We start from the raw sequence: 20,521 nt of genomic DNA, 5'->3' as shown, positions 1-20,521 counted from the left end.
GTGGTGAAGTGGATGATCCTATGCTGTCGAGAAAAGCCTCTAGCGAGTTTCATGGCGGCCCGTACCCTAAACCGACTCAGGTGGTCAGGTAGAGAATACCGAGGCGTTCGGGTGAACTATGGTTAAGGAACTCGGCAAAATGCCCCCGTAACTTCGGGAGAAGGGGGGCCATTGCTGGTGATCACCCTTGCGGTGTGAGCTGGTGGTGGCCGCAGAGACCAGCGAGAAGCGACTGTTTACTAAAAACACAGGTCCGTGCGAAGCCGTAAGGCGATGTATACGGACTGACGCCTGCCCGGTGCTGGAACGTTAAGGGGACCGGTTAGCTCCATTTCGGTGGGGCGAAGCTGAGAACTTAAGCGCCAGTAAACGGCGGTGGTAACTATAACCATCCTAAGGTAGCGAAATTCCTTGTCGGGTAAGTTCCGACCTGCACGAATGGCGTAACGACTTCTCGACTGTCTCAACCATAGGCCCGGTGAAATTGCACTACGAGTAAAGATGCTCGTTTCGCGCAGCAGGACGGAAAGACCCCGGGACCTTTACTATAGCTTGATATTGGTGTTTGGTTCGGCTTGTGTAGGATAGGTGGGAGACTGTGAAGCGGCCACGCCAGTGGTTGTGGAGTCGTTGTTGAAATACCACTCTGGTCGTGCTGGATGTCTAACCTGGGTCCGTGATCCGGATCAGGGACAGTGTCTGGTGGGTAGTTTAACTGGGGCGGTTGCCTCCTAAAGGGTAACGGAGGCGCCCAAAGGTTCCCTCAGCCTGGTTGGCAATCAGGTGTTGAGTGTAAGTGCACAAGGGAGCTTGACTGTGAGACTGACGGGTCGAGCAGGTACGAAAGTAGGGACTAGTGATCCGGCGGTGGCTTGTGGAAGCGCCGTCGCTCAACGGATAAAAGGTACCCCGGGGATAACAGGCTGATCTTCCCCAAGAGTCCATATCGACGGGATGGTTTGGCACCTCGATGTCGGCTCGTCGCATCCTGGGGCTGGAGTCGGTCCCAAGGGTTGGGCTGTTCGCCCATTAAAGCGGTACGCGAGCTGGGTTTAGAACGTCGTGAGACAGTTCGGTCCCTATCCGCTGTGCGCGTAGGAGTCTTGAGAAGGGCTGTCCCTAGTACGAGAGGACCGGGACGGACGAACCTCTGGTGTGCCAGTTGTTCTGCCAAGGGCATGGCTGGTTGGCTACGTTCGGAAAGGATAACCGCTGAAAGCATCTAAGCGGGAAGCCTGCTTCGAGATGAGGGCTCCCTCCCACTTGATGGGGTAAGGCTCCCAGTAGACGACTGGGTTGATAGGCCAGATATGGAAGCGCCGTAAGGTGTGGAGTTGACTGGTACTAATAGGCCGAGGGCTTGTCCTCAGTTGCTCGCGTCCACTGTGTTTGTTCTGAAGTAACGAACTCGCCTTGCCGGCATGGGTTGTTATCTTCATAGTGTTTCGGTGGTCATAGCGTTAGGGAAACGCCCGGTTACATTCCGAACCCGGAAGCTAAGCCTTTCAGCGCCGATGGTACTGCAGGGGGGACCCTGTGGGAGAGTAGGACGCCGCCGAACAATTTTTCCGCTCCGGTCCCTGAGCCTTCTGGTTCAGGGACCGGAGCTTTTTTGTTTCCACCGCGCAGACCATCGTGTTACTTCATGTTCACTTCATGTGGCAAGGATCCGCGGCATGGGGACAGTGGGAACGCTCAGGTCGGCCGGTGTCCGCGAAGGCGACGAGGTCGTGGTGCCGGCGTACGGGAACCCGGAGGTCGCCGAGGCGGTCGTGGAGCTGGGCGCGCTGCCGGTCTTCGCCGACGTCGACGCGGACAGCTACTGCCTCGACCCGGCCGCGGTGGCCGACGCGGTCACCCCGCGCACGGCGGCCGTCGTCGCCGTACACCGCTTCGGGCGGCCGGCGGACATGGGCTGGATCCGCGAGACCGGACAGCGGCACGGGCTGCTGGTCGTCGCCGAGAACGAGCCCGGCGCCGGGCTCGCGGACCCGGAAGAGGTCCGGCGACGCCGGGAACGCGCCGCCTACCTCGACGGACGGCTCACCGGCGTGGCGACGCCACCGGCCGCCGTGGGCCACACGTACGAGCAGTACGTGGTGCGCGTCCCCGGAAACGGACGCCCCGACCGGGACGCGTTCGCCCGGGCGCTGCGCTCGCGCGGCGTCGCCTGCCGCGTGCCCGTACAGGCACCCGTCTACCGGATGCCACGGCTGCGACGGGACGTGTACCTGCCGCAGACCGAGCGCGCCGTGGACGAGACGCTGGCGCTGCCGGTACGGACCGAACTCTCACGACGGGAGTTGCAGCGGCTGGTCGCGGCGTGCAACGCGCTGGGCGGACTGCTGCAACCGGCGTTCTGAAAATCCCTTTTGCCGCGGGACGGGGCGAGTCCCTCGAAGCCCGCGGCACGCGATTTCGGGTTATCGGAAGAGATCATGTATGCTCTATTCTGTTGCCGCGCCCCAATAGCTCAGTCGGCAGAGCGTCTCCATGGTAAGGAGAAGGTCTACGGTTCGATTCCGTATTGGGGCTCCAGAGGAAAGGCCCCCGCCTGACGGCGGGGGCCTTTTTCGTTTACGGAGAAGGAGTACGCGGAAGGGGCGGCCCGACGGGCCCCGGGGTCACGCTTCGTGCGAGACCTCGGGAACCCGCATGGCGAGAATGGCCATGTCGTCGGACGCGGGCTCCGCGGCGAACCGCTCCACCGCCCGCAGAATGCGGGCGGCCACCGCGCCCGCGGTCAGCCCCGTACAGGTCGTCAGTACGTCCGTCAGACCGTCGTCGCCCAGCATCCGGGTGCCCTCGCGGCGCTCGGTGACGCCGTCGGTGACGCACAGCAGCACATCGCCCGGGTCGAGGGTGACGGTCTGCTCGTACAGCTCCAGGTCGTCCATGACGCCGAGCAGCGGCTGCGGCTCGGCGGCCGGCTCGACCGTGCCGTCCTGGCGCAGGCGCAGCGGCAGCGGATGGCCCGCGCAGACGACCTTCAGGACGGCGCTGCCGTCGCGCTGCGGCCACAGCTCGCCGTACAGGAGGGTCAGGAAGCGGCTGCGGGCGCCCTCGTCGAGGATCGCGGCGTTCAGCCGCTCCAGGACGGCGGGGCCGCCGAAGCCCTCGCGGGCGAGCAGCCGCAGCGCGTGCCGGGCCAGACCGGTGACGGCCGCGGCCTCCGGGCCCGTACCGCAGACGTCGCCGATGGCGAAGCCGTACGCGCCGTCCCGGATGGGGAACAGGTCGTAGAAGTCACCGCCGACCTCGTTGCCCTCGCCGGCCGCGCGGTAGATGACCTCGACCTCCACGCCCGGCACCTCGGGCAGCTCCGGGGGCAGCAGGCTGCGCTGGAGGGACTGGCTGATGGCCGTGCGCTCCGAGTACAGGCGCGCGTTGTCCAGGGCCAGGGCGGCCCGCCGGGAGAGGTCCTCGGCGAGCTCCAGGATCTCCTGGCGGAAGTGCTCCTCGCTGGGCTTGCCCAGGGTGAGCATGCCGATGACGCGGTTCCGCGCCACCAGGGGCAGGACGACGGTCTCGCCGCCGACCGCGGAGGCGGTGGCGAGGCTGGCGCCGGGGCCCTTGGAGGGGCGGGCGGACTCGCCGAGGCCCAGGCTGCGCAGCGAGGTGCGCAGGGCCGCGTCATGGGCGGCGTCGGTGGGCGCGTTCCACAGGCGGGCGCCGGGCGTGGGCACCGGCTCCGGCGGGTCGACCTTCATCAGGAGCGACTTGAGGCCGTCGATGCGGTCCTCGTCCTCGTGCAGTACGTAGGACAGCTCCGGCTCGGACGCCTGGTCCGCGACGGTGTAGACGGCGCACCAGGTGGCGAGGGTGGGGACCGTCATCTGGGCCATCAGGGCCAGCGTCTGGTCCCGGTCGAGGGTGCCGGCGAGCAGGTCGGAGGCCTCGACGAGGAAGGAGAGGGAGCCGCGGCGCAGCCGTTCGAGCTCGGTCAGGCGGGCCCGCTCGACGGCCAGCGCGATGCGGTCGGCGGCGAACTGGAGGCGCAGGGCCTCCTCGTTCGTGTAGCGGCCGGGGGCCTCGGCGGCGACGCCCAGGGAGCCGGTCAGCCGGCCCTCGACCTTCAGGGGGACCGTGACGACCGAGCGCATGCCCGTACCGGAGAGCAGGGGGACGGCACCCGGCACGGCGGTCAGGTCCTCGTGGACGGCCGGCATGCGGGCGGAGCCGTACCGCCCGGAGCCCGCCTCGACCGGGACCCGGGCGAAGCGCTGGCGGGCCGAGGGCAGGCCGGTGGAGGCGCGCACCTCCAGCTCGGTCTCGTCGTCGGTGGCCAGCAGGAGGTACGCGGCATCGCCGTCGAGCATGTCGCGGGCGCGCTCGACCGTGCGCTGGAGCAGGCCGTCCAGGTCGTCGGGGGCGGGCGAGCCGATGAAGACCTCGAACGGGTCGGCGGGGCCGCGGCCCTCGGGCGGCTGGGCCGCCTGGTCGGGGGCGGGGGTGCGCGGCGGGCTCTGCAGGACGGCGCGCTCGTGGTCGCGCACCAGGAGGCAGACCGTGTACGGCTCCCCGTCGGCGTCGCGGACGCGCAGGTGGGAGGCGTACACCGGGACGACCCGGCCGTCCGCGCCCCGTATGCCGTACGAGCCCTCCCACCGGGACAGCACCAGCGCCTCGGCGATGCCGGTGCCGGTGCCGGGGGTGTGCGGCCAGGCCGCGAAGTCGGTGAGGGGCTTGCCGACGACCTGCTCGGGCTCGTACGCGAACAGGTCGCGCGCGTCCTCGTTCCAGAAGCTGATGCATCCGCCGCGGTCGACCTGGACGACCGCGACGCGGACCCGGCTGTCGGCGACCGGCAGCGCGTCCACGGGCAGCGCGGGGCCCGCCGTGCGGGTGCCGGCCGGGCGTTCGGGCAGGTCGAGCTGGAACCAGACGTGCTTCTGCGAGGCGGTGTACTCCACGCCCCAGCGGCTGGCCAGCGCGCCGCACAGCAGCAGCCCGCGGCCGCCCTCGCGGTCCGGATGGGCGAACGCGCGGCCGGTGTTCTGCAGGGGGATCTCCCGCTCCGGATAGCGGTCCGCGACCTCGATGCGCACCCCGCCGTCCGTGCGCAGGCACAGTACGTCGGCGGCGGTGCCCGCGTGGACGACGGCGTTGGTGACCAGTTCGCTGGTCAGGACGACGGCGTCGTCGACGATGTCGCCGTGGCCCCAGCCCTGGAGGGTGTCCCGCACAAAGGCGCGGGCGGTGGCGACCGAGCGGCCGACCGGCTCGAACGTGGCAGCGGCCCGCGCGGTGATCACTGGTCTCCTCATGCGTGTGTCGGTGATCTGCTCTCCCACCATGGCGGCGCCCCTCCGAAAAGCCTGGTGTGCTCGCCCACTGCCCGTGCTGGACGGCCAGGGCGGGTGGACAGCCGGATGCCAGGTTACTTACCTTCGCCGCGCGTGCGGATGCCGGTCACGTGTGTTTCCGCCCGGAACGTGCCCGGGACGATATGCGATGCTGCCGAACTGTTATGGCCTGGTTGGGCCATGGTGAAACACTGGGCAAGCTCAAAGAGAAGGCCCGGGTAGAACGGTCGACCCTGCGGGAGGGACACGGTGGAGTCTGGCGCAGCGGCGCGGGGCACGAGCACGCGCGCGAAAGGCGGACGTTCCCGGAGCAACGGGACGACTGAGGTGGATACGGCTGCGCTGAACCGGCTGCTGGCTGCTCTCGTCTCGATGCGGGACGGGAATTTCCGTAAGCGGCTGACGGTCTCCGGCGACGGGACGATGTCGGAGATCGCCGCTGTTTTCAACGAGGTGGCGGACCGCAATCTGCACCTGACGGGAGAGCTGGCGCGGGTGCGCCGGGTCGTCGGCCGTGAGGGAAAACTCACGGAACGCCTGGAGGCAGGCGCCTGCGAGGGCTCCTGGGCCGCCGCCATCGACGCCTCGAACGCCCTGGTCGACGATCTCGTACGGCCGGTCTCCGAGGTGGGCCGGGTGCTCTCCGCGGTGTCCGAGGGCGACCTGGAACAGCGGATGGACCTGCGCTCGCGCGGGTCGGACGACAGTTCGGCGCATCCGCTGCGCGGTGAGTTCCTGAAGGTGGGCCGCACCGTCAACGGCCTGGTGGACCAGCTGTCGGCCTTCACCGACGAGGTGACGCGGGTCGCCAGCGAGGTCGGTACGGAGGGCAAGCTCGGCGGGCAGGCCCGGGTGCGCGGCATGTCCGGGTCCTGGAAGGACCTGACCGAGTCGGTGAACACGATGGCGTCCCGGCTGACCGCGCAGGTGCGTGACATCGCTCTCGTCACCACCGCCGTCGCCAAGGGCGATCTGTCACGCAAGGTGACCGTCCACGTCGCCGGCGAGATGCTGGAGCTGAAGAACACCGTCAACACGATGGTGGACCAGCTCTCGTCCTTCGCCTCCGAGGTGACGCGGGTCGCCCGTGAGGTCGGTACGGAAGGCGAGCTGGGCGGCCAGGCGCAGGTGCCGGGTGTCGCGGGGGTCTGGAAGGACCTCACCGACTCGGTCAACCTGATGGCCGGGAACCTCACGGCGCAGGTGCGCGGAATCGCGCAGGTGACCACGGCGGTGGCCAACGGCGATCTGTCCCAGAAGGTCACGGTCAGCGCGCGCGGCGAGGTCGCGCAGCTCGCCGACACGATCAACACGATGACCGAGACGCTGCGTACCTTCGCGGACGAGGTCACCCGGGTCGCCAACGAGGTCGGCGCCGAGGGCCAGCTCGGCGGGCAGGCGCAGGTGCCGGGCGCGGCGGGCACCTGGAAGGACCTCACCGACTCGGTGAACAACGCCTTCCGCAACCTGACCGGGCAGGTGCGCGACATCGCCCAGGTGACGACCGCGGTCGCCAACGGTGACCTGTCGCAGAAGGTCACGGTCGACGTCGCGGGCGAGATGCTCGAACTGAAGAACACCGTGAACACGATGGTCGACCAGCTGTCGTCGTTCGGCGCCGAGGTGACGCGGGTCGCGCGGGAGATCGGCGTCGAGGGCGAGCTGGGCGGTCAGGCGGCGGTTCCGGGCGCTGCCGGTACGTGGAAGGACCTGACCGACTCCGTCAACACCGCCTTCCGCAACCTGACCGGACAGGTCCGCAACATCGCGCAGGTGACCACGGCGGTGGCCAACGGCGATCTGTCGCAGAAGGTCACCGTCGACGTCTCCGGCGAGATGCTCCAGCTGAAGAACACCGTGAACACCATGGTGGACCAGCTGTCCTCGTTCGCCGACCAGGTCACCCGGATGGCGCGGGACGTGGGCACGGAGGGCCGGCTCGGCGGTCAGGCCCGGGTGGACGGCGTCAGCGGCACGTGGAAGGAACTGACCGACTCCGTCAACTTCATGGCGGGCAACCTCACCTCCCAGGTGCGGCAGATCGCCCAGGTGACGACGGCGGTGGCGCGCGGCGACCTGTCGCAGAAGATCGACGTGGACGCGCGCGGCGAGATCCTGGAGCTGAAGAACACCATCAACACGATGGTCGACCAGCTCTCGGCCTTCGCCGAGCAGGTCACCAGGGTGGCCCGCGAGGTCGGTACGGACGGCAGGCTCGGCGGCCAGGCGCAGGTGCCGGGCGTCGCGGGCGTCTGGCGGGACCTGACCGACTCGGTGAACGGCATGGCCGGCAACCTGACCGCCCAGGTCCGCAACATCGCGCAGGTCGCGACGGCGGTGGCGCGCGGCGACCTGTCCCAGAAGATCGACGTGGACGCCCGGGGCGAGATCCTGGAGCTGAAGAACACCCTCAACACCATGGTGGACCAGCTCTCGAACTTCGCCGAGCAGGTCACCCGGGTGGCCCGCGAGGTGGGCACCGAGGGCATCCTCGGCGGCCAGGCCGAGGTCCAGGGCGTCAGCGGCACGTGGAAGGACCTCACCCAGTCCGTCAACTTCATGGCGAACAACCTGACGTCCCAGGTGCGCAGCATCGGCGAGGTGACCACCGCGGTCGCGCGCGGCGACCTCTCGAAGAAGATCACCGTCGACGCCAAGGGCGAGATCCTCGAACTGGTCACGACCGTGAACACGATGGTCGACCAGCTCTCGCTGTTCGCCGAACAGGTGACGCGGGTCGCCCGTGAGGTCGGTACGGAAGGCCAGCTGGGCGGCCAGGCCCGGGTCCCGGGCGTCACCGGCATCTGGAAGGACCTCAGCGACAACGTCAACCTGATGGCCAACAACCTGACCATCCAGGTGCGCAACATCTCCCAGGTCTCCGCGGCGGTCGCCAACGGCGACCTGACCAAGAAGGTCACGGTCGAGGCGCGCGGCGAGGTCGCGCAGCTCGCCGACACGGTCAACACGATGGTCACGACCCTGTCGTCGTTCGCCGACGAGGTCACCCGGGTGGCCCGTGAGGTGGGCACCGACGGCATCCTGGGCGGCCAGGCCCGCGTACCCGGCGTCGCCGGTACGTGGAAGGACCTCACCGAGTCCGTGAACTCGATGGCGAACAACCTGACCGGCCAGGTGCGCAACATCGCCATGGTCACCACCGCCATCGCCAAGGGCGACCTGACCAAGAAGATCGACATCGACGCGCGGGGCGAGATCCTGGCCCTGAAGACGACCATCAACACGATGGTCGACCAGCTCTCCTCCTTCGCCGAGCAGGTCACCCGGGTCGCCCGCGAAGTGGGCACGGAAGGCCAGCTCGGCGGCCAGGCGCAGGTCCGCGGCGTGGCCGGCACCTGGAAGGACCTGACGGAGTCGGTGAACGAGATGGCGGGCAACCTGACCCGCCAGGTGCGGGCGATCGCCGCCGTCGCCGCCGCGGTGACCCTCGGCGACCACAACGTCCGCATCGACGTGGACGCGGCGGGCGAGATCCTGGAGCTCCAGGACAACGTCAACACGATGATCGCCACGCTCCGCGAGACCACCCTCGCCAACGAGGAGCAGGACTGGCTCAAGGGCAACCTGGCCCGCATCTCCGGTCTGATGCAGGGGCGCCGCGACCTCAAGGACGTGGCCACGCTCATCATGAGCGAGCTGTCCCCGGCGGTCTCCGCGCAGCACGGCGCGTTCTTCCTCGCCGCGCAGCCCGGCGACAGCAACGAGATCGGCGCGGACGGGGGTGAGCCGGGCGCCTACGAGCTGCGGCTGATGGGCTCCTACGGCTACTCGATGGGCACCATGCCGACGACGTTCCGGCCGGGGGAGACCCTGATCGGCACGGCGGCGGCCGAGAAGCGCACGATCCTGGTGGAGAACGTGCCCTCCGGCTATCTGAAGATCGCCTCCGGGCTCGGCGAGGCCCCGCCGGCCAATGTGATCGTGCTGCCGGTGCTCTTCGAGGACAAGGTGCTCGGCGTGATCGAGCTGGCCTCCTTCCAGCCGTTCACCCAGATCCAGAAGGACTTCCTCAGCCAGATCGCGGAGATGATCGCGACCAGCGTCAACACCATCTCCGTCAACACCAAGACCGAGATGCTGCTCAAGCAGTCGCAGGAGCTGACCGAGCAACTCAAGGAGCGCTCGGGCGAATTGGAGAGCCGCCAGAAGGCGCTGGAGCTGTCCAACTCCGAGCTGGAGGAGAAGGCCGAGCAACTGCGCGCGCAGAACCGCGACATCGAGGTGAAGAACACCGAGATCGAGGAGGCGCGGCAGGTCCTGGAGGAGCGCGCCGAGCAGCTGGCCGTCTCGATGCGCTACAAGTCGGAATTCCTGGCGAACATGTCGCACGAGCTGCGCACCCCGCTCAACTCGCTGCTGATCCTCGCCAAGTTGCTCGCCGACAACGCCGAGGGGAACCTCTCCCCGAAGCAGGTCGAATTCGCCGAGACCATCCACGGCGCCGGCTCCGACCTGCTCCAGCTGATCAACGACATCCTGGACCTGTCGAAGGTCGAGGCCGGCAAGATGGACGTCAGCCCGACGCGCATCGCGCTGGTCCAGCTCGTCGACTACGTGGAGGCCACCTTCCGGCCGCTGACCGCGGAGAAGGGCCTGGACTTCTCCGTACGGGTCTCCCCGGAGCTGCCCGCCACGCTGCACACCGACGAGCAGCGGCTGCTCCAGGTGCTGCGCAACCTGCTGGCCAACGCGGTGAAGTTCACCGACAGCGGCGCCGTGGAGCTGGTCATCCGGCCGGCCGGCGACGATGTGCCGACGGACATCCGCGAACACCTGCTGGAGCACGGCGCGCTGCGCGACGCGGACGCCGACATGATCGCGTTCTCCGTGACGGACACCGGCATCGGTATCGCGTCCAGCAAGATGCGGGTGATCTTCGAGGCGTTCAAGCAGGCGGACGGCACGACCAGCCGCAAGTACGGCGGCACCGGCCTCGGCCTGTCCATCAGCCGGGAGATCGCGCGGCTGCTCGGCGGCGAGATCCACGCCGCCAGTGAGCCGGGCCGCGGCTCCACCTTCACGCTCTACCTGCCGCACAACCCGGGCGGGCTGCCGCCGCAGGGCTACCCGCAACTGGTCGCGGGCGGGCTCGCCATGGACGCCGAGGCGCGGGACGCGGAGCTCGGCCGGGAGGCCGCCGAGGAGGGCGCACAGCCCGGTGTGGCGCCCTCCCGGGGCAGCGGTCCGGGGCCCAGGCGGCGCCGGCGCCCGGTGGCCACCGAGGGGCCGCGGCCGGAGCTGCCGCCCGCGCCCGCGCCGCCGGAGGCACCGCAGCAGGCCGAGGAGCCCCCGCGGGCGCCCGCCGAGGAGCCCTGGATCGGCAACGGCCAGGACCTGGTCTCGCCCGGCTTCGACGGCGGCTTCCACGGCGAGAAGGTGCTGATCGTCGACGACGACATCCGCAACGTCTTCGCGCTCACCAGCGTGCTGGAGCAGAACGGGCTGTCCGTGCTGTACGCGGAGAACGGCCGGGAGGGCATCGAGGTCCTGGAGCAGCACGACGACGTGGTGCTGGTCCTGATGGACATCATGATGCCGGAGATGGACGGCTACGCGACCACGGCCGCGATCCGGCGCATGCCGCAGTTCGCCGGGCTGCCGATCATCGCGCTGACCGCGAAGGCGATGAAGGGCGACCGGGAGAAGAGCATCGAGTCCGGCGCCTCCGACTACGTGACCAAGCCGGTGGACACCGACCACCTGCTGACGGTGATGGAGCAATGGATGCGCAGGCGGTGACACGTTCGTCAAATGAGGCTCGTAAGGTTCCCCGCATGTTGACTCAGTGTGGCCGGCCACGTGTGGGAGCGCGGTATTCGGGGAACCTTCTGGTCTCTCACTGCGTTTGTGCTACGTGCACAGTGACATCGCGGTGACAGGGTGTGGCGACAGGCGGGGTGCGGCTACGATGACCGGCACAAGGACGGGCGGCATGACAGAGCCGTCCCCTGGGGCGGCGTCCGGTTCATTGCCGGGGCGAGGAGGACGGGCCATGGTGCAGAAGGCCAAGATCCTCCTGGTCGATGACCGGCCGGAGAATCTGCTGGCGCTGGAGGCGATCCTCTCCGCGCTCGATCAGACACTGGTGCGGGCATCGTCCGGGGAGGAAGCGCTCAAGGCACTGCTCACCGACGATTTCGCGGTGATTCTGCTCGATGTGCAGATGCCGGGTATGGACGGGTTCGAGACGGCCGCGCACATCAAGCGGCGCGAGCGTACCCGCGACATCCCGATCATCTTCCTCACCGCCATCAACCACGGCCCGCACCACACCTTCCGCGGTTACGCCGCGGGCGCGGTCGACTACATCTCCAAGCCGTTCGACCCGTGGGTGCTGCGCGCCAAGGTCTCGGTCTTCGTCGAGCTGTACATGAAGAACTGTCAACTGCGGGAGCAGGCGACGCTGCTGCGCCTCCAGCTGGAGAGCGGCCGCGCGGCGGCGGACGAGTCGGCCAAGGAGCCCGTGGGGCTGCTCGCCGAACTCTCCGCCCGGCTCGCGGCCGTGGAGGAGCAGGCCGAGGCGCTGTCCAAGCAGCTCGACGAGTCGGCGGACGCGGCGGCCATCGCGACCGCGGCGCATCTGGAGCGCAAGCTGACCGGCCTGCGGCGGGCGCTGGACGCCCTGGAGCCCGGCACGGGCAACGGAGCCGCCTGAGCGGCGCTGTGCGGCGGTGCTGACGGCCCGTGGGCCTTGCCGGGCCGCGGCGGGGCCTGATGCGCCGTCATCAGCCCTGCATACGGCTCGCTTCGCCGTTCACCGGAGCGAAGTGCCCGGCCCCGGGGCGCGACACGAATGGGTGAAGGCCCGAGCGCTCGTGTCACTGTGGCCGTCGCCTGTAATCTCGTCACCATGGCCTCACGTACGTCCGGCAAGGGTTCCCAGAGCACGGCGGGCCCCTCGAAGCAGCGCGCCGGACAGCCCGGGGGCGCCGCCAAGAAGGCCGCCGCGAAGAAAGCACCGGCGAAGAAGGCGCCGGCTCCGGCCAAGCGGGCGCCCGCCAAGAAGACCGCCCCGGCCAAGCGCGCGCCGGCGAAGAAGGCCGCCGCCAAGAAGGCGCCGCCCAAGCCGGCCCCGTCGCCCACCGGCGGCGTCTACCGCCTGGCGCGGGCCTGCTGGCTCGGGCTGGCGCACGCCGTCGGCGCGATGTTCCGCGGCGTCGGGCGCGGCGCGAAGAACCTCGACCCCGCGCACCGCAAGGACGGGCTGTCGCTGCTGCTCCTCGCCCTCGCGCTGGTCATCGCGGCCGGCACCTGGTCCAACCTCGACGGCCCGGTCGGCGACCTCGTCGAGCTGCTGATCACCGGCGCCTTCGGCCGCCTCGACCTGGTCGTGCCGATCCTGCTCGGCGGGATCGCGCTGCGCCTGATCCGGCACCCGGAGAAGCCGGAGGCCAACGGACGCATCGTGATCGGTCTGTCCGCGCTGGTCATCGGCATCCTCGGACAGGTCGCCATGGCCTGCGGATCGCCGGGCCGGGGCGACGGCATAGCGGCCGTACAGGACGCCGGCGGCTATGTCGGCTGGGCCGCGTCCAAACCGCTGATCTTCACCGTCGGCCAGACCCTGGCGGTGGCGCTGCTGGTGCTGCTCACCGTCTTCGGCCTGCTGGTCGTCACCGCCACCCCCGTCAACGCCATCCCGCAGCGGCTGCGCCAGCTCGGCGCCCGGCTGGGCCTGGTCGAGGTGTACGAGCCCGAGCCGGTGGCCGAGGAGCCGTACGCCGACGACTGGCGCGAGCAGCCGCGGCGCGGCGTCCGGCGCGCGACGCCTGAGCCGGACCCCCTCGACGACCCGGACGTCATGGAGGAGGCGGCGCTGGCCAAGCGCCGCCGCGGCCGCCGTGCGCCCCTCCAGCCCGCCGACCGGCCCATGGACGCGGTGGACGTGGCCGCCGCTGCCGCCGCCTCGCTCGACGGCGCCGTGCTGCACGGCGTACAGCCCTCGCCGCTGGTCGCCGGCCTGAGCAGCGGCATCTCCGGCGAGCGCGACGACACGCAGGACACGTCCGGGCGGCAGCCCGACAGCGGCTCGGTGCCGCCCGCCCGCGACGCCGGACAGAGCGGCGCGGACCGGCCCTCGGGCCCGGTGCCGGACTTCACGAAGTCCGCGCCGGAGCCGTCCGGGGAGCTGCCCTCGCGGGCCGAGCAGCTGCTGCTGTCCAACGACATCACCTACTCCCTGCCGTCGCTGGACCTGCTCACCCGCGGCGGCCCCGGCAAGACCCGCAGCGCCGCCAACGACGCCGTCGTGGAGTCGCTGACCACCGTCTTCCAGGAGTTCAAGGTCGACGCGGCGGTCACCGGCTTCACCCGCGGCCCGACGGTCACCCGGTACGAGATCGAGCTGGGCCCCGCGGTCAAGGTCGAGAAGATCACCGCGCTGGCCAAGAACATCGCGTACGCCGTCGCCAGCCCGGACGTGCGGATCATCAGCCCGATCCCCGGCAAGTCCGCGGTCGGCATCGAGATCCCCAACAGCGACCGGGAGATGGTCAACCTCGGCGACGTGCTGCGCTCGGCCGAGTCGGTGGGCGAGGACCACCCGCTGCTGGTCGGCCTCGGCAAGGACGTCGAGGGCGGGTACGTCTCCGCCAACCTGGCGCGGATGCCGCACATCCTCGTCGCGGGCGCCACCGGCTCCGGGAAGTCGTCCTGCATCAACTGCCTGATCACCTCGGTGATGGCGCGCGCCACCCCCGACGAGGTGCGGATGGTGCTGGTCGACCCCAAGCGCGTCGAGCTGACCGCGTACGAGGGCATCCCGCACCTGATCACCCCGATCATCACCAACCCCAAGAAGGCCGCCGAGGCCCTGCAGTGGGTCGTGCGCGAGATGGACCTGCGCTACGACGACCTGGCGGCGTACGGCTACCGCCACATCGACGACTTCAACGCCGCCGTGCGCAGCGGCAAGCTCAAGCCGCCGGAGGGCAGCGAGCGCGAGCTGTCGCCGTATCCGTACCTGCTCGTGATCGTGGACGAGCTGGCGGACCTGATGATGGTCGCGCCGCGGGACGTGGAGGACTCCATCGTCCGCATCACCCAGCTCGCCCGCGCCGCCGGCATCCACCTGGTGCTGGCCACCCAGCGCCCGTCGGTGGACGTCGTCACCGGTCTGATCAAGGCGAACGTGCCGTCCCGGCTGGCGTTCGCGACCTCCTCGCTCGCCGACAGCCGGGTCATCCTCGACCAGCCCGGCGCGGAGAAGCTCATCGGCAAGGGCGACAGCCTGTTCCTGCCGATGGGCGCGACCAAGCCGGTGCGCATGCAGGGCGCGTTCGTCCAGGAGGACGAGGTCCAGCAGGTCGTCCAGCACTGCAAGGACCAGATGGCGCCGGTCTTCCGGGACGACGTGACGGTCGGCACGGCCAAGAAGAAGGAGATCGACGAGGACATCGGCGACGACCTGGACCTGCTGTGCCAGGCCGCGGAGCTGGTGGTCTCCACCCAGTTCGGGTCCACGTCCATGCTCCAGCGCAAGCTGCGCGTCGGCTTCGCCAAGGCCGGGCGGCTGATGGACCTGATGGAGTCGCGCAACATCGTCGGGCCGAGTGAGGGGTCGAAGGCGCGCGACGTCCTGGTGAAGCCGGACGAACTGGAAGGCGTACTGGCCGTGATCCGGGGGGAGACGCCTTCGTAAGAGGCCGTCGGCCGGGCGGTGCCCGGGGGCCGCCCGCCGGGCGGCGCTCCCGGGGCCCGTCCGCTCGGCGGGCGACGGCGGAGGAAGTCCAGGGGCCACGCTCCCGGACCACTCGTACGAGGGATTCGGTTGGCTCGTCGAAGAGCGTAAGCAACCGTTTCTCCCGTCGCTACGTCAAGTTGAGGGAGGTGGTGGGAGGATGCTGCACCATCGGGAGCCGGACCGGGCGTCCGGCGGCCTCACGTGGCCTTCTGATGGCGTACAAAGTCCGCTCTTCCGCTTGCCCGACCCTTTCGGTACACCCCTAGACTGAACCTCCAGCAGGTGGCTCACGCTCGAAAGGCGCCCCCGTGTCCATCGGCAACTCCCCCGAAGACGACCGGCCCTCCATCGGCCGCGCCCTCCAGCAGGCCCGTATCGCCGCAGGACTGACCGTCGAGGAGGTCAGTGCCACGACGCGGGTGCGGGTGCCCCTCGTCCACGGCATCGAGCAGGACGACTTCTCGCGCTGCGGCGGCGACGTCTACGCACGGGGACACATCCGCACGCTCGCCCGCGCCGTCGGTCTCGACCCGGAACCGCTGATCGCCCGGTTCGACGGGGACCGCGGCGGCCGGCCCGAGCCGACGCCCGCCGCGCCGCTCTTCGAGGCCGAGCGCATCCGGCCCGAGCGGGGCCGCCCGAACTGGACCGCGGCGATGGTCGCGGCCATCGTCGCGGTCGTCGGGTTCGTGGGCTTCACCCTCTTCAGCGGCGGCGGCAAGGGGAGCGCTGTCGCCGAGGGCGACAACACCGTGGCGCCGGTGCAGCCGACGAAGCCCGCCGCCGGCAAGTCCGGCAAGAAGCCGAGGCCCACCACCGTGCCCGGGCCGGGCGTCTCGGAGAGCGCCGTCGCGGGCGTGCCGAAGGACCGGGTCACCGTCAAGATCACCGCGAAGGACGGGCAGAGCTGGATCTCCGCCAAGGACGCCAACGGCCGCCTGCTGGAGGACGGCCTGCTCAAGCAGGGCGAGTCCAAGACCTTCACGGACAAGAAGCGCATCGACCTGGTCGTCGGGAACGCCGGGGTCGTGCAGCTGTTCGTCAACGGCAAGGAGATCGAGAAGGTCGGCGACAAGGGAGCGGTCGAGCGGCTGAGCTACTCGGCAGGCCCGCAGGCGGGCTGACCAGGCACGCCACGGAGGCCGGGCGGCCCGGGCCGGGGCGCCGGACGGAGCGGGGCAACCCTGGCAGCGATAGGGGCTGCCGGGACAAAGTAGGCTGACTCCATGCCCGAACGCCGTACCGTCGCCCTTGTCACCCTTGGCTGCGCCCGTAACGAGGTGGACTCGGAGGAGCTCGCAGGCCGCCTGGCAGCGGACGGCTGGGAGCTCGTCGAGGAAGCCGCCGATGCCGATGTCGCCGTCGTCAACACCTGCGGATTCGTCGAGGCCGCCAAGAAGGACTCCGTCGATGCCCTGCTGGAGGCCAACGATCTGAAGGACCACGGCCGCACCCAGGCCGTGGTGGCCGTCGGCTGCATGGCCGAGCGGTACGGCAAGGAGCTGGCCGAGGCCCTGCCGGAGGCCGACGGCGTGCTCGGCTTTGACGACTACACCGACATCTCCGACCGGCTGCGGACGATCCTGAGCGGCGGCAATGTCGAGGCCCACGCTCCGCGCGACCGCCGCAAGCTGCTGCCGATCAGCCCGGCCGAGCGGCAGGACGCCGCCGGTGTGGCGCTGCCCGGCCACGGGGACGCTCTGGCCTCGGCCCCCGAGGACCTGCCCGAGGGGGTCGCGCCCGCCTCCGGGCCGCGCGCCCCGCTCCGCCGGCGGCTGGGCAACAGCCCGGTGGCCTCCGTGAAGCTGGCCTCCGGCTGCGACCGCCGCTGCTCCTTCTGCGCCATCCCGTCCTTCCGCGGTTCCTTCATCTCGCGCCGCCCCTCCGACGTGCTCGGCGAGACGCGCTGGCTGGCGGAGCAGGGGGTGAAGGAGATCATGCTGGTCTCCGAGAACAACACCTCCTACGGCAAGGACCTGGGCGACATCCGCCTGCTGGAGACGCTGCTGCCGGAGCTGGCGGCCGTCGACGGCCTGGAGCGGATCCGGGTCAGCTACCTCCAGCCCGCCGAGATGCGGCCGGGCCTGATCGACGTGCTGACGCAGACGGAGAAGGTCGCCCCGTACTTCGACCTGTCCTTCCAGCACTCGGCCCCGGGCGTGCTGCGCGCGATGCGGCGCTTCGGCGACACCGACCGCTTCCTGGGCCTGCTGGAGCAGATCCGTGCGAAGGCGCCGCAGGCCGGCGCCCGCTCGAACTTCATCGTCGGCTTCCCCGGTGAGACCGAGGAGGACGTGGCCGAGCTGGAGCGCTTCCTGACCGGGGCGCGACTGGACGCGATCGGTGTGTTCGGTTACTCGGACGAGGACGGCACCGAGGCGGCCACGTACGACGGCAAGGTGGACCCGGACGAGGTCGCCGAACGCCTCGCGCGCATCTCGCGGCTGGCCGAGGAGCTGACCGCGCAGCGCGCCGAGGAGCGCCTCGGGGAGACCCTGACCGTCCTGGTGGACAGCGTCGACGAGGAGGACGGGGTCGTGGGCCGGGCCGCGCACCAGGCGCCCGAGACCGACGGCGTGACCCTGCTGCGGACCTCACTCGACCTTGCGCCGGGACGTATGGTCGAAGCAAAGGCCGTGGCGAGTGAAGGCGTCGACCTGGTGGCCGAGGTGCTGTCGGTGGACGGCGTGCCGTGTTCTGAGGAGGCGGGCAGATGACCGGAGTCCCGGCTTCCGCGGCCGGTGGGCACCACCGCCCGGCGCCGGCCGTCCGGACGGCCGGGCTGTGGAACATCGCCAACGTCCTGACCATGGTGCGGCTGCTGCTCGTACCGGCCTTCGTGCTGCTGCTGATGCACGGCGACGGCTACGACCCGGCCTGGCGCTCGTTCGCCTGGGCCGCCTTCGCCATCGCCATGATCACCGACCTGTTCGACGGCCATCTCGCGCGCCAGTACAACCTGGTCACGGACTTCGGCAAGATCGCCGACCCGATCGCGGACAAAGCGATCATGGGAGCGGCGCTGATCTGCCTGTCCGTGCTGGACGACCTCTCGTGGTGGGTGACCGGCGTCATCCTCTTCCGCGAGCTGGGCATCACGCTGATGCGGTTCTGGGTGATCAGACACGGGGTCATCCCCGCCAGCCGCGGCGGGAAGATCAAGACGCTCGCGCAGGGCACCGCCGTGGGCATGTACGTCCTCCTGCTGAACGGGCCGCTGGCGACGTTCCGGTGGTGGGTGATGGCGGTGGCCGTGGTGCTGACCGTCGTGACCGGACTGGACTACGTACGGCAGGCGGTCGTCCTGCGGCGGGCCGGGCTGGCCGAGGCGCGTGCGGTACAGGCGCAGGAGCGGGCCAGGGCGGCCGCGGAGGCGCACGCGGTACGCGACGGGGAGCCCGCCGGGAGCACCGCGGAGGCGCGCGGCGGCGAGCCCGCCGGGAGCTCGGCGCGGGCCGAGGGGCGGTCCGAGGCCGCGCCGCGGACCCGGGACGACGGGGACTCCGCACGGTGAGGCCGGTGGCTCCTCTTCCGGTAGTGCCCGTGGCGGGCCCGGCCCCGGCGTCGGCATCGCCGACGGGCCCGGGAGCGACCTTCCGAAGTGGCTGTGGAAATGCCCGCTGATCCCGCACCGGAGGCGGCCTCCGAGGACTTCCCGGGCGCGGCAGCCGCGGTGACGGCCGTGGCCGCGCGGGCGCTCGACGTGCTCGCGGCGCGCGGGGAGAGCCTGGCGGTGGCCGAATCGCTGACGGGCGGCCTGGTATCCGGGGCGCTCACCGGGGTACCCGGAGCCTCCCGGGTCTTCCGGGGTTCGGTGACGGCGTACGCGACCGCGCTCAAGCGGGACGTCCTGGGCGTGGACGGCGCGCTGCTGGACGCCCGCGGAGCCGTGGACGCGGAAGTTGCCCGCCGGATGGCCCGTGGTGTACGGCGTGTGCTGGGCGCCCACTGGGGTATCGCCACTACAGGGGTTGCCGGCCCCGACCCCCAGGACGGACAGCCCGTGGGCACGGTCTTCGTCGCGGTCTCCGGGCCGGGCGACGCGGGCGGTGTACGACGGCTCACACTGACCGGCGGCCGCGAGCGGATCCGCCGGGACACGGTGGCGGCGGCACTGGCGCTGCTGGTGAGCGAACTGACAGAGAATGCGGCGGCACAGGATACGGAACAACGGGGGGAATTTTGATGTTTACAGCCCTGAGTGAACACGAACTCACGCCCCGCACGGCCGACGCCCGAGGCGGTACGGTGGGGCGAGAAGGATCCGGATCCGAGGTCCGAGGAGGGAGCCAGCGATGATTCTGCTTCGTCGCCTGCTGGGTGACGTGCTGCGCCGACAGCGTCAGCGCCAGGGCCGCACCCTGCGCGAGGTCTCCTCCTCCGCCCGGGTGTCGCTCGGCTACTTGTCCGAGGTCGAGCGGGGACAGAAGGAAGCCTCTTCCGAACTGCTCTCGGCGATCTGCGACGCGCTGGATGTGCGCATGTCCGAGCTGATGCGCGAGGTCAGCGACGAGCTGGCGCTCGCCGAGCTGGCCCGCTCCGCGGCCGCGAGCGACCCGGTGCCCGCACCGGTCCGCCCCAAGCTGAACTCGGTGTCCGTGACCTCGCTGGCCGGTGTCCCCGAGGACCGCGTGACGATCAAGGCCCCCGCGGAGGCGGTCGACGTCGTCGCGGCCTGAGCCCGTCACGTCCGCCGGATCCGTCCGGCAGCCATGAGCCGCCCGTCGTGGTGGTCGCCGCACTCCCTCCCTCCTCCCTCCTCAGGCGCCGACCGAGCGCCCACATGACTTCCCTGAGCCCCGTCCGGCAGCCGCCGGGCGGGGCTCAGGGCTTCCCCGGGGCCTCCGGCCAGGCCGGACGGGGCCGGGCGGCGGGACTTCCGTCCTCACTTGGCGGTGGCCAGGCATTACCGCGGTGCGACGGGGTACCCGATCCGTACAGACAGGATCAATCTTGTGAACGCAGGGCGAAGCGGAACAAATCGCCCAAGAAGGAGTAATGGATGTCTGTCGTCAAGAGCACGCTGTCCGACGACGACCGCAAGGTGGTCGGGGACGCACTGCAGGGAGCCCTCGTCGACCTGGTGGATCTCTCGCTCGTGGCGAAGCAGGTCCACTGGAACATCATCGGCCCGCGGTTCCGCTCCGTACACCTCCAGCTCGACGATGTCGTGGACACGGCGCGTGCGTACGCCGACACGGTCGCCGAGCGCGCCTCGGCGATCGGCGTATCGCCGGACGGGCGGGCCGAGACGGTCGCGAAGACCAGCGGCATCGACACGGTGCAGGACGGCTGGATCAAGGACGCGGAGGTCGTCCGGGTCGTGACCGACGCGCTCGGCGCGGTGATCGCCCGGATGCGCGAGCGCATCCGTGTGACGGACGAGCCCGACCCGGTGTCCCAGGACATCCTCATCGGCCTGACCGCCGACCTTGAGAAGCACCACTGGATGTTCCAGGCGGAGTCCGCCTGAGCGGTCGCGCCGTACGGCTGGATCAGCGCCCCCTGGCGA

General features: G+C 70.2%; 11 protein-coding genes, 1 tRNA gene and 2 rRNA genes (1 of these 14 cut by a window edge). 13 read left to right on the top strand and 1 reads right to left on the bottom strand.

All coding sequences use genetic code 11. The features are described 5' to 3' along the window. The 4 genes from CP973_RS30795 to CP973_RS30780 all read left to right on the top strand — a co-directional run. Nucleotides 1-1,368 (top strand): 23S ribosomal RNA (locus tag CP973_RS30795); it begins 1,756 nt to the left of the window's first position. A 76-nt stretch (nucleotides 1,369-1,444) separates the two neighbouring features. Continuing rightward, nucleotides 1,445-1,561 (top strand): 5S ribosomal RNA (rrf, locus tag CP973_RS30790). Nucleotides 1,562-1,676: 115 nt separating this feature from the next. Continuing rightward, nucleotides 1,677-2,363, top strand: coding sequence for a DegT/DnrJ/EryC1/StrS family aminotransferase (locus CP973_RS30785; RefSeq protein ID WP_150247131.1), 687 nt, complete (start codon nucleotides 1,677-1,679; stop codon nucleotides 2,361-2,363). A gap of 99 nt (nucleotides 2,364-2,462) precedes the next feature. Beyond that, nucleotides 2,463-2,538, top strand: a tRNA-Thr gene (locus CP973_RS30780). Nucleotides 2,539-2,624: 86 nt separating this feature from the next. On the opposite strand, the gene CP973_RS30775 is transcribed toward CP973_RS30780, so the two are convergent. Continuing rightward, nucleotides 2,625-5,297 (bottom strand): SpoIIE family protein phosphatase, encoded by a 2,673-nt coding sequence (locus CP973_RS30775; RefSeq protein ID WP_425282036.1) that lies wholly within the window; start codon nucleotides 5,295-5,297, stop codon nucleotides 2,625-2,627. Nucleotides 5,298-5,555: 258 nt separating this feature from the next. Here CP973_RS30775 and CP973_RS30770 point away from each other — a divergent pair, with 258 nt between their 5' ends. The 9 genes from CP973_RS30770 to CP973_RS30730 all read left to right on the top strand — a co-directional run bounded on the left by CP973_RS30770 (nucleotide 5,556) and on the right by CP973_RS30730 (nucleotide 20,482). Then, nucleotides 5,556-11,066 carry a HAMP domain-containing protein gene (locus CP973_RS30770; protein WP_150247130.1) on the top strand — a complete coding sequence of 1,837 codons (5,511 nt, stop codon included), beginning with the start codon at nucleotides 5,556-5,558 and terminating at the stop codon, nucleotides 11,064-11,066. 253 nt (nucleotides 11,067-11,319) lie between these two features. Further along, nucleotides 11,320-11,982, top strand: a complete 663-nt coding sequence (locus CP973_RS30765) for a response regulator (protein WP_150247129.1) — start codon at nucleotides 11,320-11,322, stop codon at nucleotides 11,980-11,982. 195 nt (nucleotides 11,983-12,177) lie between these two features. After that, entirely contained in the window at nucleotides 12,178-14,967 is a 2,790-nt protein-coding gene (locus CP973_RS30760) for a DNA translocase FtsK (RefSeq protein ID WP_150247128.1), read from the top strand. Nucleotides 14,968-15,317: 350 nt separating this feature from the next. Continuing rightward, nucleotides 15,318-16,133: a helix-turn-helix domain-containing protein gene (locus CP973_RS30755; RefSeq protein ID WP_150247127.1), complete on the top strand. Its 816-nt coding sequence runs from the start codon at nucleotides 15,318-15,320 to the stop codon at nucleotides 16,131-16,133. Between the two features lie 102 nt (nucleotides 16,134-16,235). Further along, the gene (gene rimO / locus CP973_RS30750) at nucleotides 16,236-17,726 is read left to right on the top strand and encodes a 30S ribosomal protein S12 methylthiotransferase RimO (RefSeq protein WP_150247126.1); all 1,491 of its coding nucleotides are present in this window, start codon (nucleotides 16,236-16,238) and stop codon (nucleotides 17,724-17,726) included. Continuing rightward, nucleotides 17,723-18,523: a CDP-diacylglycerol--glycerol-3-phosphate 3-phosphatidyltransferase gene (gene pgsA / locus CP973_RS30745; RefSeq protein WP_150247125.1), complete on the top strand. Its 801-nt coding sequence runs from the start codon at nucleotides 17,723-17,725 to the stop codon at nucleotides 18,521-18,523. The genes rimO and pgsA overlap by 4 nt, the downstream gene beginning before the upstream one ends. 99 nt (nucleotides 18,524-18,622) lie before the next feature. Continuing rightward, on the top strand, nucleotides 18,623-19,195 hold the full coding sequence (locus tag CP973_RS30740; protein ID WP_244410123.1) for a CinA family protein: 573 nt from the start codon (nucleotides 18,623-18,625) through the stop codon (nucleotides 19,193-19,195). Between the two features lie 109 nt (nucleotides 19,196-19,304). Further along, complete coding sequence (locus CP973_RS30735) at nucleotides 19,305-19,688, top strand: helix-turn-helix domain-containing protein (RefSeq protein WP_030024638.1); 384 nt, start codon at nucleotides 19,305-19,307, stop codon at nucleotides 19,686-19,688. 323 nt (nucleotides 19,689-20,011) lie between these two features. Next, complete coding sequence (locus CP973_RS30730) at nucleotides 20,012-20,482, top strand: Dps family protein (protein WP_150247124.1); 471 nt, start codon at nucleotides 20,012-20,014, stop codon at nucleotides 20,480-20,482. Nucleotides 20,483-20,521: the final 39 nt, after the last annotated feature.

This window comes from Streptomyces albofaciens JCM 4342 (assembly GCF_008634025.1).
GTDB lineage: Bacteria > Actinomycetota > Actinomycetes > Streptomycetales > Streptomycetaceae > Streptomyces > Streptomyces albofaciens.
The sequence above is the reverse complement of the archived record's forward strand: the minus strand, read 5'-3'. Positions and strand labels throughout refer to the sequence as shown.